The following is a 15,191-nucleotide window of genomic DNA, read 5'->3' as shown; positions in this document are numbered from 1 at the left end:
TAAGGTGAACGCACAACTACAGCAGATCTTAGATAACAGTGCAATTGAAACCTTGTTTCAACCTATCTTTGACATTTCTAATCAACATATTTTGGGCTACGAGGCGTTAAGTCGCGGCCCGAAAGGGTCTGAGTTAGAAATGCCGAGTAGATTGTTCAGCGCAGCCATTGATTGCCATAAGATCTCTGAATTAGAGCTACTTTGCCGCAGTAGAGCAATTGAAAACTTTGTTAAGCTCAATCTTGAGGGTAAGTTGTTCTTAAACGTAAGTCCTAAAACTTTACTCGACCCTTGCCACCCTAAGGGTGAAACATTACATCTAGTTGAACACTTTGGTCTTGCAACTAATCGCGTGGTTATTGAGGTTACAGAGCAAGAAAAAGTGGATGATGGCTTTTTATTGTTAAAGACCATTGCCCATTATCGTGAGTTAGGTTTTTCGATTGCCATTGATGACTTAGGCGCTGGCTATTCGGGTTTAAAGCAATGGTCTGAGTTATGTCCTGAGTTTGTAAAAATAGACCGCTACTTTATCGATCATTGTGACCAGAGTGTCGTTAAAAAAGAGTTTTTAAAGTCAATTATTGAGCTTGCAAAAGCCACCAATACGCAAGTGATAGCAGAAGGCATTGAGCGGGCTGAGGAACTTCGTCTACTCGAAATTTTGGGCGTGCAGCATGCACAAGGTTTTTTACTGGAAAGGCCGAGCTTGCAGCCTAGTTACGAAATTAATATCCACTGCTTAAAGCACTTGGAGTCATCAGACAATAGCAATACATTTGAGCAGTCAATGGCGATTGGTTGGTTAGCGGTAGAGCACGCTAATATTGAAGCAACAACACGCTGTAAAGATGCTCACAGTATTTTTGAACAAGATAAAACTCTAACTAGCCTTGCCGTACTAGAGCACAATATCCCCGTTGGTTTATTACATCGAGATCAACTCACTGAAGTATTTGCCGCTCCTTATGGCCATGCACTTTACGACAAGCAACCAGTTACTTCTTTAATGGATAAGCAGCCGTTAGTGGTAGACGAAAACGAGTTACTCGATACGGTGAGTCAGCAAATTACCGAATTTGAGTTTGATATTCGACGTCACATTGTGATCACCCGTAATGGCGAATACTTAGGCTTGGCACCACTACGTAATATCTTAAAACACATTACAGAAGAAAAAATCCGCCATGCACAACATGCCAATCCGCTAACTATGTTGCCGGGTAATGTCGCTATTAACGAAGCAATTGAACTGAGACTTCGCAATAATTACCCATTCTCGTTAGCCTATGTTGATTTAAACCACTTTAAACAATTCAATGACCTGTATGGATACGCCAGTGGTGATAGCGTTATAAAGCTGCTTGCAGAAGTAATCGTAGAGGCCTGTAGTACTAGCAAAGGCTTTGTGGGTCACATTGGTGGTGATGACTTTATGGTAGTGTTTGATAAAAATGATGCAGAGCAAGTATGCCATGACATTATTAGAAAGTTTGAACACCAGTCTCGGGCTTTTTTTACCCCAGAGCATATGGAGCAAGGGGGTTACTGGGCCAGTAACCGAGAGGGCAAAAAGCAGTTTGTGCCATTACTTACATTATCAATAGGTTTGGTTAAGCCTGATTTGAAGCTTTGCATCAACAGCCACCAAGTTGCAGCGCTGGCTACTGATGCGAAAAAAGAGGCCAAGCGCTATCAGAGTAGCCACTTGTTTGTATGTAAACGCAGCCGGCCAGCTCCTGCAGTGGTGCGTTTAAGCTGTCAAAAAGATGAAGCACTTACTATTAACTCATGAAGAAATTTGAAGTTTGCTTAATTTTACTTGTGTCCCTGTTTAACTGGGTGTAGCTTAAAAAAAACACATTAACAAAAATAACAATGAAGCGACTATGTAGTGCAATATTAATATTGCTGAGCCTAGGATACAGCCTTGCTACTGAAGCTAACAATGTGGTGAATTTAGCGGTTGAGCAACGCCCATTTTATAAACGTGATTATTATCTTCATGAATTACTGACAGCGGCGTTACGTGCCGGTAATTACCAAGCAGAAATCAATGAAGTACTTGTTCATCCTCACCAACAGCGTACTTTGCTTATGCTTGATGCAAAGCAAGCCGATTTGTTTTGGAGTATGACAAGCCCAGAGCGTGAACACTTAGCCATTGCTGTACCCGTCCCTTTGTTTAAGGGTTACATAGGCAAACGAGCGCTACTTACCAAACGAGCGTTTGTGCCTCGTTTTAAAGATGTAAAAACGAAACAAGATTTAGCACCGTTTACAGCTATACAGGGTCATGATTGGCCTGATACTAAAATTCTTGCGCAAAATGGTCTATCTGTCAGGCCGTTAGCAAATTATCAAGCAATGTTTAGTTTAGTGATCAGAGGGCGAGTTGATTATTTTCCGCGTTCGTTCATTGAAGTCATTTCAGAAATGGAACAAGTAAAGAGTGACGAGCTGGTTATAGTGCCTGACCTTTATATTAGTTACCCAACAGCATTTTACTTTTTTGTCAGCAACCACAGGCCAGAACTCGCTGAGGTGTTATTGAAAGGACTCACCAAGATGAAAAGCACGGGCGAGTTTGAGCAATTATTTGCGAGCTACTTTGCTGAGGACTTAGCCAAATTGCCATTTAAAGAAGGTGAAGTAACAGAGATAGAACTCGATAACGATTATTTTCAGCCACAAAAAAAGGAGCCTTAGCTCCTTTTTGTATGTAAATCTGTATTACAACCGCTATTAGCGAAGTAGTGATTCAGTTAACACTGGGCGAATTTCACGAATGATCGCTTGAGTTAACTTAGGTGCGCCACAAATGATGTTGCCGCTTTGGTTATAGTTAATACCACCTGCGAAATCAACAACCATACCGCCAGCTTCTTTAACTAAAAGCTCGCCTGCCGCTGTGTCCCATGGCTTAAGGCCAATTTCAAAGAAACCATCAACACGACCCGCAGCAACATAAGCCATATCTAACGCAGCAGAACCTGCACGGCGGATATCAGCAGTTTGAATGAAAAGTGCTTTAAACGCTTCAGAGTATGCGTCTAAGTGGTGCTTTTGTTTGAATGGGAAACCAGTTGCAAGTATAGAACCTGCTAACTCGTTAGTTTTAGTTACGCGTAAACGCTTGCTGTTAAGCTGTGCGCCTTGACCACGTGAAGCAGTGAATAATTCACCGCGAATTGGATCATAGATAACAGCTTGATCTAAACGACCTTTAACTTTAAGTGCAATTGATACTGCGAAATGAGGGATACCCTTGATGAAGTTAGTTGTGCCATCAAGTGGATCAACAATCCATTGGTAATCTGCATCTTTACCTTTGTGCTCACCAAGCTCTTCACCTACGATACAGTGATCAGGGTAAGATTTTAAAATGGTATCACGAATTGCGGCTTCAGCTTCTTTATCGATGTTAGTCACTAAGTCGTTAGTGCCTTTTTGTTGTACATCAACTTTTGATAAATCTTCACTTGCACGAAGTAAAATTTTGCCTGCGTTACGCGCAGCGCGAACCGCAATGTTTAACATTGGATGCATAGCATTACCTTTGGGTTGTAAAAGAACGAATATATTTAAGCCGGCGTATTCTAGCGATTTCTAGCGTAAAGTAAACAATAAACTCGAATAAATTAGGTTGTTTTTTGTACAGGGTTGAAATGTAAGGGGATCCTATTGCACAACAAGCGGTAAGCTTTAAGTTTGAAGTCGAACGGTGTTGTTTTTCAGGGTTTTGTCAAAGGCCTGCCTCGTAGGAGGTACTTTAGTGCCGAAAATATTTACACAAAGAGAAGTGAATGAGAAGAAAATGAGGAACTGATAATTATGTTTTCTTGTTTTCTCTAAAGCGCAGCGTCTCTTTATCTCTTTGTGATAATTTGGTTTTCTCAGTGAAGCGATAAACGCCTCTGTGTTCTCTGTGGTTCAAATATGTTTTTGCAAAAGAGAAGTGAGCGAGAAGAAAATAAGAAAGTGACAATAAGGCTTTTTTGTTTTCTCTAAAGCGCAGCGCCTCTTATTCTCTTTGTGAATCATAGAAGTGTTGCGCGATGTAAAATCGTACCTACAATGCTTGCTTACCGCTCAAAGCATATCGCCTAGCGCTTGCAGCCATGCTATAATCCCCGCAATTTTTGACTTTCAGTAAGTAACAACGCAATGACACTTGATGATATTCGTATCGTATTAGTAAACACATCACATTCTGGTAATATTGGCTCAGCGGCACGTGCTATGAAAACGATGGGCTTATCAAATTTATATCTTGTTGATCCTGCTTGTGAAATTGATAGTCATGCGAGTGCCCTTGCTGCAGGTGCCACGGATGTTTTAGGTAAAGCTGTGGTTGTTGATACGCTAGCTGATGCAATTGCTGATTGTAGTTTAACAATTGGTACGAGTGCACGTTCACGTACTTTATCTTGGCCTATGGTTGAGCCGCGTGAATGTGGTGAAAAACTAGTGGCTGAAGCTGAGCATGGTCCAGTAGCATTGGTATTTGGCCGCGAAAATAGTGGTTTAACTAACGAAGAACTACAACAATGTAACTACCACGTATGTATTCCTGCGAACCCTGAATACAGCTCGCTAAATCTAGCAATGGCTGTGCAAACATTGTGTTATGAAACACGTATGGCTTATTTAAACAAACAGCCAAAAGCACAAGAAGAAGACGAAGCAACCTACCCAAATGCAAAGCAAACTGAGCTGTTTTACGAGCACTTAGAGCAAACTCTAAATGATACAGGTTTTATCATCAAGCAACACCCAGGTATGGTGATGACAAAACTTCGTCGTTTATTCAACCGCGCACGCCCAGAAGAAGCAGAGATGAACATCTTACGCGGTATTCTTACCTCAATTAATAAGTCTATAAAATAATCACAGGTTATAAGTATAATACTTGACTAAATTACTCAGGTAATTAGAATAGACCTAGTACTTGACCATTTTTGTCAGGTATTAGGTTTTATCAGTGGCAAGTATCAATTTTTATCAAGTGATAATACTTGACTATTTTGGTCTGGTAATTAAAATTTGCACACCTTAGCGTGCAGTAACATCGGGGGCTCTATGAAGTTAACATCAAAAGGCAGATACGCAGTAACCGCCATGTTGGATGTTGCACTACATACAAATGTGGGTGCAGTTCCCCTTGCCGATATTTCTGAACGCCAAGAGATTTCGCTATCTTATCTCGAACAATTATTCGCCCGTTTACGTAAAAACGGCCTTGTGACCTCTGTGCGTGGCCCAGGTGGCGGATATTTACTTGGTAGAGAAGCAAACGAAATTTCTGTCGGCGATGTGATTAATGCCGTAGATGAGTCTGTTGATGCAACACGTTGTCACAATGCAACGGGTGGTTGCCAAAGCGGCATGCGCTGTTTGACTCACACCCTATGGTCGGACTTAAGCGCACGTATCGAAGATTTTTTAAATAGTATTACCCTTGCTGAATTGGTGGAAAAGTCAGATGTGAAAGAAGTCGCATCTCGCCAAGATAACAGCATCAACACTGCAATTAAGCAACTGGAAAACATTCAAGTAAGCTGTCAACTGTAGCTTGACGAAAGCGGAGAGAGAAATGAAGTTACCGATTTATTTAGATTACGCAGCAACCACGCCTGTTGATGAACGTGTGGCAAAAGAAATGATGCAATGCCTGACTATGGACGGTAATTTTGGTAACCCTGCATCACGCTCACACCGTTTTGGTTGGCAAGCAGAAGAAGCGGTTGATCAAGCGCGTACAGATATTGCTGATCTGATCAACGCTGACCCGCGTGAAATTGTTTTCACTTCAGGTGCTACAGAATCAAATAACCTAGCAATTAAAGGTGCTGCGCAGTTCTATAAAAAGAAAGGCAAGCACGTTATCACTGTTAAAACTGAGCACAAAGCAGTGCTTGATACGTGTCGTGAACTAGAGCGCCAAGGTTTCGAAGTAACCTATATGGACGTTGAAGAAAACGGTTTACTTGACCTTAAAAAGCTTGAAGCTGCCATGCGTGACGACACGGTGCTTGTGAGTGTAATGCACGTAAATAACGAGCTAGGTGTTATCCAAGATATCGCGACAATCGGCGAAATGTGCCGTGAGCGCAAAATTATGTTCCATGTTGATGCTGCACAAAGCGCAGGTAAAGTACTTATCGACGTGCAACAGTTAAAAGTAGATTTTATGTCGTTCTCTGGCCACAAAGTATATGGCCCGAAAGGTGTAGGCGCACTTTATGTTCGTCGTAAGCCTCGCGCACGTTTAGAAGCACAAATGCACGGTGGTGGTCATGAGCGTGGTATGCGTTCAGGCACACTTGCTACTCACCAGTTAGTAGGTATGGGTGCGGCATTTAGAATCGCTAAAGAAGATTTCGAAAAAGACCATGCACACATCAGCGCACTTCGTAAGCGTTTGGTTGATGGCATTATGGCTGATATGGACGAAGTTTACTTCAATGGTGAACCAAGCCAGTCAGTTCCGGGTATTGTAAACATCAGCTTCAACTTTGTTGAAGGTGAGTCGTTATTAATGGCTGTTAAAGACATTGCTGTTTCATCAGGTTCAGCCTGTACCTCAGCAAGCTTAGAGCCTTCTTATGTACTACGTGCATTAGGCCGTAATGACGAGTTAGCACACAGCTCAATTCGTTTCAGCATTGGCCGCTTTACGACTGAAGAAGAGATTGATTACACCGTTGAACTAATCAAAAACTCGATCGGCCGTTTACGTGAGATGTCTCCTTTATGGGAAATGCATCAAGAAGGTATTGATTTAGATTCAGTTGAGTGGGCGCATCACTAATCAGTGATTGCCGCCGCTAGCAGGTAGTGAGGATAGTATTATGGCTTATAGTGATAAAGTAATCGATCATGTTGAAAATCCACGTAACGTGGGTGCTTTAGACAAAAATGATCCGTCAGTTGCAACAGGCATGGTGGGTGCACCAGCATGTGGTGACGTAATGAAATTGCAAATCAAAGTATCACCAGAAGGTGTAATTGAAGATGCAAAATTCAAAACATATGGTTGTGGTAGCGCAATCGCTTCTTCTTCACTTGTAACTGAGTGGGTAAAAGGCAAAACATTAGATGAAGCTGCAACAATCAAAAACACTGATATCAGTGCTGAGCTTGAATTACCACCAGTGAAAATTCACTGTTCAATTCTAGCAGAAGACGCGATTCAAGCAGCAATTGCTGACTACAAAAGCAAACAAGCGAAGTAAGAGATAAATTCATGGCAGTGACATTGACAGATGCGGCAGCAAACCGCGTAGAATCATTTTTAGCAAATCGCGGCAAAGGCATTGGCCTACGCGTTGGCATTAAAACGACGGGCTGTTCAGGTCTTGCTTATGTTCTTGAATTTGTTGATGAGTTAGCTGACGGCGACGAAATTTTTGAAAGCCGTGGCGTGAAAGTTATCGTTGATGCCAAAAGCTTAGTTTACATTGATGGTACTGAGCTTGATTACACCAAAGAAGGTTTGAATGAAGGGTTTAAATTTAACAACCCGAACCAAGCCGATGAGTGTGGTTGCGGCGAAAGCTTCACCGTTTAAGCTTAACAAACTTTCTTTGCTTGAAGCCCTGCCTATGTAGGGCTTTGTTATTTCCTGTTTACCGAGTTGGATTATGTAATGCGTTACTTTGAGTTATTTGCAATTCCAGTAGATTACAACATTGATTTAGCGACTATTAATAAAAACTACCTCGAGCTGCAACGCGCAGTTCATCCAGATCGCCACGCAAGCTCCAGTAGCCGCGATAAACTACTCGCTGTGCAAAATGCAGCTGAAATCAATGATGCATTACAAACTTTAAAACACCCGGTAAAACGTGCTGAATACATGCTAAGTGAACTAGGTGTTGATATTCGCGCCGAGCAACAAACATTGCAAGATCCGTTATTCTTAATGCAGCAAATGGAACTGCGCGAAGAATTAGAAGAACTTGAAAATGCCGCAGATCCTGATGCAGCAATTGCCCAGTTTGAAGCGCAAATTAAACAACTCGATAAACAATACAGCAGCGAATTAGCCGCTCAGTTGGCAAGTAACGACGAGCAACAATGGCAAGCTGCCGCTGACAATATTCGTAAATTGAAGTTTGTTTATAAGTTACGCGATGAACTAGAGCGTATTGAAGACAGTTTATTTGATGATTAATCGTTAGTTGTTTTAAAGCAGCTATTTAAGAGTTTAAAAAGAGCATTATGGCATTATTGCAAATTGCTGAGCCGGGGCAGAGCGCGGCACCACATGAGCACAAATTAGCAGTCGGTATAGACCTTGGTACGACTAACTCGTTAGTTGCAACAGTGCAAAGCGGCGAAGCTCGCACACTGACTGATTTAGCGGGCAATGCAATGCTTCCATCGGTTGTGCAATACCAAACTGATAGCATTATTGTAGGTGAACGAGCAGCGGCTGCTGCTACTCAAGACCCTGCAAACACATTAATCTCGGTGAAACGTTTCTTAGGTAAAACGCAGGCTGAAATCGAAAAAAGCTATGGTCAACTGCCTTATGAATTTTGTGAGCATGATGGCTCATTAGCAATCAGCACAGTTGCGGGTGCAATTAGTCCTGTCACTGCATCGAGTGAAATTCTAAAAGCATTAAAACTGCGTGCAGAAGACAGCTTTGCAGGCCAAGATATTCTAGGTGCGGTAATTACTGTACCAGCGTATTTTGATGATGCGCAGCGACAAAGCACAAAAGATGCTGCAGAGCTTGCCGGTATTAAGGTTTTACGTTTATTAAACGAGCCAACGGCTGCGGCTGTTGCTTACGGCCTTGATTCGGGTCAAGAAGGTATTATCGCTGTATACGATTTAGGTGGCGGTACCTTCGATATTTCTATTTTACGTTTACACCAAGGTGTATTCGAAGTGCTTGCCACTGGCGGTGACTCGAGCCTTGGTGGTGACGATTTTGACTCGCTATTAGTTGATTACTTTAAAACACAAACTGGTGTGAGTGAGCTTTCTGCATCGGTATTACGTTTATTCATCAACAAAGCCAAAGCATGTAAAGAAGCATTAAGCCAATACCAAACTGTTAATGTCGGTTTAGAGTTTGATGGTCAAAGCCACAAAGTTGAAGTTACCCGCGAAACCTTTGATGAGCTCGCTCTTAGCCTTGTGAAGAAAACACTCCGTTCTTGTCGCCGTGCCGTAAAAGATGCCGGTATCGAGAACGAAGAAGTACTACAAGTTGTAATGGTTGGCGGCTCGACTCGTATGCCAATTGTACGCTCTCAAGTTGCTGCATTTTTTGATAAAGAGCCACTGACTTCTATTGACCCAGATCGCGTGGTTGCACTTGGTGCGGCACTTCAAGCAGATGTACTGGTTGGCAATAAGCCTGACTCAGACATGCTGCTATTAGATGTATTACCACTGTCACTAGGTCTTGAGACTATGGGTGGCTTGGTTGAGAAAATCATTCCACGTAACACCACGATTCCTGTTGCACGTGCGCAAGAGTTCACCACTTTCAAAGATGGTCAAACAGCTATGTCACTGCATGTATTACAAGGTGAGCGTGAGCTAGTTGATGATTGTCGTTCATTGGCTAAATTTAGCTTAAAGGGTATTCCGGCAATGGCTGCAGGTGCTGCGCATATTCGCGTAACCTTTAAAGTTGATGCTGATGGCTTATTAAGTGTATCGGCAATGGAAAAATCAACTGGCGTACAAGCTGAAATTCAGGTGAAACCATCATTTGGTTTATCGGACGACCAAGTTGCAAACATGCTTAAAGAATCAATGACTAACGCTAAAGACGATATGCAAGCGCGTATGCTAAAAGAGCAACAAGTTGAAGCGTTACGTGTTGTTGAAGCGCTTGAAGCATCACTCGCAATCGACAGTGCATTACTTGATGAACAAGAATTAGGTGCGTTAAAAGCAGAAATTGCTAAACTTGTTGCCGTACGCGAAAGCGCAACAACACCTGCAGAAATTAAAGCAGCGATTGAAGCTGTAGACAATGCAAGTAGCGAGTTTGCTGCTCGCAGAATGGATGCATCAATCAAAAAAGCGCTGCAAGGGCAGTCAGTAGACGAAGTTTAACGAGGTAAGGTATGCCACAAATTATTTTTCTTCCACACGAAGAGTTATGCCCAGAAGGCGCTGCAATTGAAGCTCCTGCAGGTGAAACAGTATTAGATGTTGCGCTAAAAAATGGTATTAGCATTCCACATGCGTGTGAAAAATCATGCGCGTGTACAACATGCCACTTAATCATCCGTGAAGGTTTTGACTCTCTAGATGAAAGTGATGAGTTAGAAGACGACATGCTTGATAAAGCATGGGGTCTTGAGCCAGAGTCACGCCTTGGTTGCCAAGCAGTGATTAAAGATGAAGATTTAGTGGTTGAAATTCCAAAGTATAATCTCAATATCGTTAATGAAGAGCATTAATTTTTAACGGCTTTGATTTCGTAAAAACCGCTGTAGTTGCTTGGTCTCTACAGCGGTTTTTTGTTTTTAGAGCTGATAGCTGACAGCTTTTACTTGGAGGTTCTATGTCTGATTTGGTTTTTTCTGATTCGTTTATCGACGGTGACTTTTACTCTACAAGCCAGCGTTTTAGTGTAGATAACCCTGCAACTGGACAAGCAATTACGCAGGTCTCTAATATTGATGAGGCTGGCGTTGAGCAAGCAATAAAAAGTGCTGACGAGGCATTTAGCAAGCTAAAGAAAACAACTGCCACAGAGCGCAGTGAAACGTTACGCCGTTGGTATGAGTTAGTCATTGAGCACAAGCAACAGCTCGCTGAACTAATGACCAAAGAGCAGGGCAAACCATTAAAAGAGTCGTTAGGTGAAGTTGAATATGGTGCGGGCTTTATTAAATGGTTTAGTGAAGAAGCTAAGCGTAGTTACGGCGATAATATCCCTGCCACCGACAGCCAACATCGTTTATCAACCATAAAACAACCAATCGGTGTGGTTGCTGGGATCACACCTTGGAATTTTCCGATCGCGATGATCACCCGTAAAGTGGCACCAGCATATGCGGCAGGTTGTAGTTTTGTGATTAAACCTTCTGAGCATACACCATTGTGCGCCATTGCCTTGGCATACCTTGCTGATAAGGCTGGATTTGTGAAAGGGGCGTTGAATGTTGTGGTCTCTGAAAATGCAAAAATGGTTGGCGAAATCATGACAGAATCTGAGCGAGTGCGTAAGTTTACCTTCACGGGGTCAACTGGTGTAGGTAAGCAGTTACTTTCGCAATGTGCCTCAACTATTAAGCAAACTTCGATGGAGCTTGGTGGTAATGCGCCGTTTATTATTTTCGAAAATGCTGACTTAGATGAAGCTGTTGCTGGCCTCATGGGTGCAAAATTTAGAAACGCCGGCCAAACCTGTGTAGCTGCTAACCGAATTTTTGTGCAACGTTCAGTACTTGAAACGGTGCTTGAAAAACTTGCAGACAAAGTGGCAGAGTTAAAAGTTGGCAATGGCCTTGATGAAGGGGTGGATATTGGCCCACTAATTTATCCTAAGGCTAAAGAGAAAGTACAAACTCTCTTAGATGATGCAGTTAATAAAGGCGCGTCATTGATCGGCGATAACAGCGAACTTGAAGGCAGCTTTCAAGCACCGCTGATTTTAACGGATGTAACACCAGAGATGGATATCTATCATGATGAAGTATTTGGTCCAGTGGTAAGCATTATCGCTTTTGATGATGAAGAAGAAGTGTTGAAGTTAGCAAATGATGTGCCTTATGGTTTAGCTGCATATTTTTATAGTGAAAATATCAAACAAGTTTATCGCGTAAGTGAAGCACTCGAATACGGCATGATTGGTATTAACGAAGGTTTAATCTCAAATCCAGTAGCGCCATTTGGCGGTGTTAAACAGTCTGGCTTAGGCCGAGAGGGTGGCCATCAAGGGTTAGATGAGTACCTAGAAGAGAAGTATCTTTGTGTTAAGGTTTGAGCGATAAGTGCGCGCGAAATAAATTTCACGCCTAGAATACCTCGCACCTCGTAGGAACGGCTTTAGCCGTGAATAGGTCAAATCTATTCGGCGTTAAAACGCCTCCTACCATGTAGGCGTCACGTTTGCTTGGAGCATTTTATATTCAATACCATGACGGTAAATCCGAAGATATCGCGCGAAATAAATTTCACGCCTACAATACCTCGCACCTCGTAGGAACGGCTTTAGCCGTGAATAGGTCAAATCTATTCGGCGTTAAAACGCCTCCTACTTTGTAGGCGTCACGCTTGCTTGGCGCGTCTTATATTCAACACTCTTTCGATGGACTAACGCCTTACCAACAAACAACACAATTCGGCTTCAAACTTACAGTTTGGGGCTTAAAGCTTCTAACTCCTCACCTATATTTTTCATAAAATGATAGCGCTGTCATTTTAGTTTTTATATGATAGGAACGAATTATTAACAAAAATGACAAATAGTACGCAGAAATACCGTACACTCAGGGCTTAAACGAGGAGAATGTAATGGGCTTTAAAAGGTCAGTATTCGCGGTAATGCTAGCAACTGCGCCTGTGATGGCAAATGCAGCGTTGACCCAATCGCAAGTTAATCACTTTGCTAAAGATACCGAGTTATTATTTTCGGTTGAAGATAACTTTCGTAATAAAGATGCGGGCTTTTTAGGGAAAATTACCCTCAATAATCGTTCTGATGTGCCATTACCTGCGGGTGAAAGCGACTGGCAACTTTATATTCACTCAGTGCGTAAAATTTCGACAGAGCATGTTGCTGGCCTTAATATCGAGCACGTTAATGGCGATTTACATCGCATTGTACCAACCAGTTCATTTAAAGGTTTAGCCGCTGGCGAGAGCTTAGAGCTGCCGTTCGATGCACAAGTGTGGATTGTTGCTTACAGTGACTTTATGCCTCGGGCATTTTTTGTTTCAGGTAAGAATAAACCTGCTGTATTTGCCAATACCGATACTGAAGACTTTAAACAGTTTGTGACGCCATTTACCCGTGAAAATCAGTTACGCCGTTACAATGAGCCAAAAGATTTATCGGTTTTAGCAACAGCTAAGATCCGCTATGAACGTAATAGTGCTGATAAGTTTTCGGTCAGTAAAGACGATGCTTTAAAGCGTATTATTCCTAAACCACGTAAAGTCGACTTTAACCGTGGCAGCGCGACGCTAAACAATAATTGGCAAATCAGTTATCAAGGTCAGCTTAAACACGAAGTTATGGTGTTTATGCAAGACTTACAAGATGACTATGGCATTAGCCTTAAAGCACAACCTGACCATATTAATGTAGGCAAAGACAAAGTTATTCGCCTGAAAGTTGACCCTAAGCTCAATAATGCAAAAGCAGAAAGCTATACCCTTGAGATTGATGATGAAGTAATCACAATCGTGGGTAGTGATAACGCAGGTGTATTTTATGCGATGCAAAGTTTATTGAACCTGATCCCTGCAAACAGCCAAGGTAGTGCGAGTTTACCGCAGTTAGAGTTAGAAGATTCACCGCGCTATGGCTGGCGTGGCATGCATTATGATAACGGTCGTAACTATCATGGCAAAGAAGCCATGTTCAAGCTTGTTGAGCAAATGGCACGCTACAAAATGAATAAGCTGCATTGGCACTTTTCAGAAGATGAAGGTTGGCGACTTGAGATCCCTGGTTTACCTGAGCTCACTGACGTTGGCGGTTATCGCTGTTTTGATTTAGAAGAGCGCGAGTGCTTATTAACTCAGCTTGGTACTGGGCCATTTAAATCTGGCTCAGGTAATGGCTATCTGAAACGTGAAGAGTTTGTCGAGTTACTGAAGTTTGCCAAAGACCGCCATATTCAAATTATTCCTGAAGTTGAAGGCCCGGGTCATGCGCGTGCCTCAATCAAAGCGATGGAAGCGCGCTATCACAACATGCTAGAGCAAGCTGAAAAAGCCGCTAAAAATAATATTAAAACTCGTTCAGCGAACAAAGAAGTTCAGCACATCGATATGGGACCAGCAACGCAATACTTGCTAACCGATCCTAAAGATACCTCTGTGTACATGACGGTACAAAACTACAAAGATAACTCAATGAATGTGTGTATGGACTCGACCTACGCATTTTTAGATAAAGTGACCTATGAGCTTCAGCAGATGTATCGCGAAGCAGGTGTTCAGTTAAAGAACCTGCACATTGGTGGTGACGAAGTAGGTGCTGGTTCGTGGATTGGCTCACCAATCTGTCAGGCGCTATTTGCAGATCCTAACAATGGTGTGTCTGGCCCCGCTGATTTAAAGCCTTACTTTACCCAGCGTGTTGCAACCTTACTTGAAAAGCGCGGTATTTCTCCGGGTATTTGGGAAGACGGCATCATGTATGACCGCGAAAATTCGTTTAAACGTGATGAGTTCCCTAATAAAACTTTTACCGTTAATACCTGGGATAATATTTGGGAGTGGGGTGTTGCAGATAGAGCATACCGCCTAGCCAATGCAGGTTACCAAGTGGTTCTATCACATGGTACGCACTTGTATTTTGACCACCCATATGAAGCAAGCCCAGAAGAACGAGGTTATTACTGGGCAACCCGTTACACAGATACTAAAAAAGCGTTTAATTATATGCCTGATGACGTGTATGCAAATGCTGATTACACACGCACCCATGAGCCAATCGTTAATTTAGAAGCTTTGGTTGGTCGTCCATTACCTAAACTTGAAAAGCCTGAGAACATTTTAGGTATGCAAGGTCAGGTATGGTCAGAAACGATTCGCACTGAAGATCAAGTATTAGCAATGATCTTCCCGCGTATTCTGTCAGTAGCAGAGCGCGCATGGCATAAAGCCGATTGGGAAGGTGAAAGTGTAGATACTAAAAAACAAGCAAAAGATTGGGCTGAATTCTCAAGTGCAGTAGGCTTAAAAGAGCTTGATAAATTAGCTAAAGACGGCATCAACCTGCATTTACCAGTACCGGGTGGTGTGATTGAAAATGGTAAGTTATATGCCAACAGTGCATTTGCTTATTTGAGCATTGAATACAGCTTAGATAACGGCCAAAGCTGGCAAACTTACGCTGAACCAGTCAAAGTTGATAGCAATGCAAAAGTTACGTTACGCACTCGCTTAAACGCACAGCAAGCCAGCCGCGTGACCGTTGTGGGTGAGTAATATCTTTGTTTTTGCGATAGATAAATTTGGCGCCTGCAGTA

At 42.4% G+C, this 15,191-nt stretch carries 13 protein-coding genes; 12 read left to right on the top strand and 1 reads right to left on the bottom strand.

Going from position 1 to position 15,191, the window contains the following annotated elements; genetic code table 11:
• Positions 1–4 precede the first annotated feature (4 nt).
• Positions 5–1,795: a GGDEF domain-containing protein gene (locus tag QUE86_RS05920; RefSeq protein WP_286259876.1), complete on the top strand. Its 1,791-nt coding sequence runs from the start codon at positions 5–7 to the stop codon at positions 1,793–1,795.
• Between the two features lie 83 nt (positions 1,796–1,878).
• Entirely contained in the window at positions 1,879–2,709 is an 831-nt protein-coding gene (locus tag QUE86_RS05915) for a substrate-binding periplasmic protein (protein WP_130050438.1), read from the top strand.
• 36 nt (positions 2,710–2,745) lie between these two features.
• Here QUE86_RS05915 and suhB read toward each other — a convergent pair whose 3' ends face one another.
• On the bottom strand, positions 2,746–3,549 hold the full coding sequence (suhB, locus tag QUE86_RS05910) for an inositol-1-monophosphatase (protein WP_130050439.1): 804 nt from the start codon (positions 3,547–3,549) through the stop codon (positions 2,746–2,748).
• A 618-nt stretch (positions 3,550–4,167) separates the two neighbouring features.
• Between suhB and trmJ the strand changes: the two genes are divergently transcribed.
• The 10 genes from trmJ (at position 4,168) to QUE86_RS05860 (ending at position 15,150) form a co-directional block, all read left to right on the top strand.
• Positions 4,168–4,890, top strand: a complete 723-nt coding sequence (gene trmJ, locus QUE86_RS05905) for a tRNA (cytosine(32)/uridine(32)-2'-O)-methyltransferase TrmJ (RefSeq protein ID WP_130050440.1) — start codon at positions 4,168–4,170, stop codon at positions 4,888–4,890.
• Positions 4,891–5,082: 192 nt separating this feature from the next.
• Positions 5,083–5,574 (top strand): Fe-S cluster assembly transcriptional regulator IscR, encoded by a 492-nt coding sequence (gene iscR / locus QUE86_RS05900; RefSeq protein WP_130050441.1) that lies wholly within the window; start codon positions 5,083–5,085, stop codon positions 5,572–5,574.
• Positions 5,575–5,596: 22 nt separating this feature from the next.
• A complete protein-coding gene (locus QUE86_RS05895) occupies positions 5,597–6,814 on the top strand; it encodes an IscS subfamily cysteine desulfurase (protein ID WP_036973293.1) in 1,218 nt (405 codons plus the stop codon).
• Positions 6,815–6,854: 40 nt separating this feature from the next.
• Positions 6,855–7,238 (top strand): Fe-S cluster assembly scaffold IscU, encoded by a 384-nt coding sequence (gene iscU / locus QUE86_RS05890; protein WP_054552501.1) that lies wholly within the window; start codon positions 6,855–6,857, stop codon positions 7,236–7,238.
• Between the two features lie 11 nt (positions 7,239–7,249).
• Positions 7,250–7,573 carry an iron-sulfur cluster assembly protein IscA gene (iscA, locus tag QUE86_RS05885; RefSeq protein ID WP_054552502.1) on the top strand — a complete coding sequence of 108 codons (324 nt, stop codon included), beginning with the start codon at positions 7,250–7,252 and terminating at the stop codon, positions 7,571–7,573.
• 78 nt (positions 7,574–7,651) lie between these two features.
• Positions 7,652–8,179, top strand: coding sequence for a co-chaperone HscB (gene hscB, locus QUE86_RS05880; protein WP_130050442.1), 528 nt, complete (start codon positions 7,652–7,654; stop codon positions 8,177–8,179).
• A gap of 47 nt (positions 8,180–8,226) precedes the next feature.
• The gene (gene hscA, locus QUE86_RS05875; RefSeq protein ID WP_286259863.1) at positions 8,227–10,089 is read left to right on the top strand and encodes a Fe-S protein assembly chaperone HscA; all 1,863 of its coding nucleotides are present in this window, start codon (positions 8,227–8,229) and stop codon (positions 10,087–10,089) included.
• Between the two features lie 11 nt (positions 10,090–10,100).
• Complete coding sequence (fdx, locus tag QUE86_RS05870; RefSeq protein WP_130050444.1) at positions 10,101–10,439, top strand: ISC system 2Fe-2S type ferredoxin; 339 nt, start codon at positions 10,101–10,103, stop codon at positions 10,437–10,439.
• A 104-nt stretch (positions 10,440–10,543) separates the two neighbouring features.
• Positions 10,544–11,971, top strand: a complete 1,428-nt coding sequence (locus tag QUE86_RS05865) for an NAD-dependent succinate-semialdehyde dehydrogenase (RefSeq protein ID WP_286259859.1) — start codon at positions 10,544–10,546, stop codon at positions 11,969–11,971.
• Positions 11,972–12,501: 530 nt separating this feature from the next.
• The gene (locus QUE86_RS05860; protein ID WP_286259857.1) at positions 12,502–15,150 is read left to right on the top strand and encodes a beta-N-acetylhexosaminidase; all 2,649 of its coding nucleotides are present in this window, start codon (positions 12,502–12,504) and stop codon (positions 15,148–15,150) included.
• Positions 15,151–15,191: the final 41 nt, after the last annotated feature.

Origin of the sequence: Pseudoalteromonas apostichopi (assembly GCF_030297135.1) — a bacterium.
Lineage (GTDB): Bacteria > Pseudomonadota > Gammaproteobacteria > Enterobacterales > Alteromonadaceae > Pseudoalteromonas > Pseudoalteromonas apostichopi.
The sequence above is the reverse complement of the archived record's forward strand: the minus strand, read 5'-3'. Positions and strand labels throughout refer to the sequence as shown.

Coding starts and splice junctions, on each gene's coding strand:
- iscU (WP_054552501.1), top strand. CDS start 6,855: ATGGCTTATAGTGATAAAGTAATCGATCATGTTGAAAATCCACGTAAC.
- hscB (WP_130050442.1), top strand. CDS start 7,652: ATGCGTTACTTTGAGTTATTTGCAATTCCAGTAGATTACAACATTGAT.
- QUE86_RS05865 (WP_286259859.1), top strand. CDS start 10,544: ATGTCTGATTTGGTTTTTTCTGATTCGTTTATCGACGGTGACTTTTAC.
- fdx (WP_130050444.1), top strand. CDS start 10,101: ATGCCACAAATTATTTTTCTTCCACACGAAGAGTTATGCCCAGAAGGC.
- iscA (WP_054552502.1), top strand. CDS start 7,250: ATGGCAGTGACATTGACAGATGCGGCAGCAAACCGCGTAGAATCATTT.
- QUE86_RS05860 (WP_286259857.1), top strand. CDS start 12,502: ATGGGCTTTAAAAGGTCAGTATTCGCGGTAATGCTAGCAACTGCGCCT.
- QUE86_RS05895 (WP_036973293.1), top strand. CDS start 5,597: ATGAAGTTACCGATTTATTTAGATTACGCAGCAACCACGCCTGTTGAT.
- trmJ (WP_130050440.1), top strand. CDS start 4,168: ATGACACTTGATGATATTCGTATCGTATTAGTAAACACATCACATTCT.
- iscR (WP_130050441.1), top strand. CDS start 5,083: ATGAAGTTAACATCAAAAGGCAGATACGCAGTAACCGCCATGTTGGAT.
- suhB (WP_130050439.1), bottom strand. CDS start 3,549: ATGCATCCAATGTTAAACATTGCGGTTCGCGCTGCGCGTAACGCAGGC.
- QUE86_RS05915 (WP_130050438.1), top strand. CDS start 1,879: ATGAAGCGACTATGTAGTGCAATATTAATATTGCTGAGCCTAGGATAC.
- hscA (WP_286259863.1), top strand. CDS start 8,227: ATGGCATTATTGCAAATTGCTGAGCCGGGGCAGAGCGCGGCACCACAT.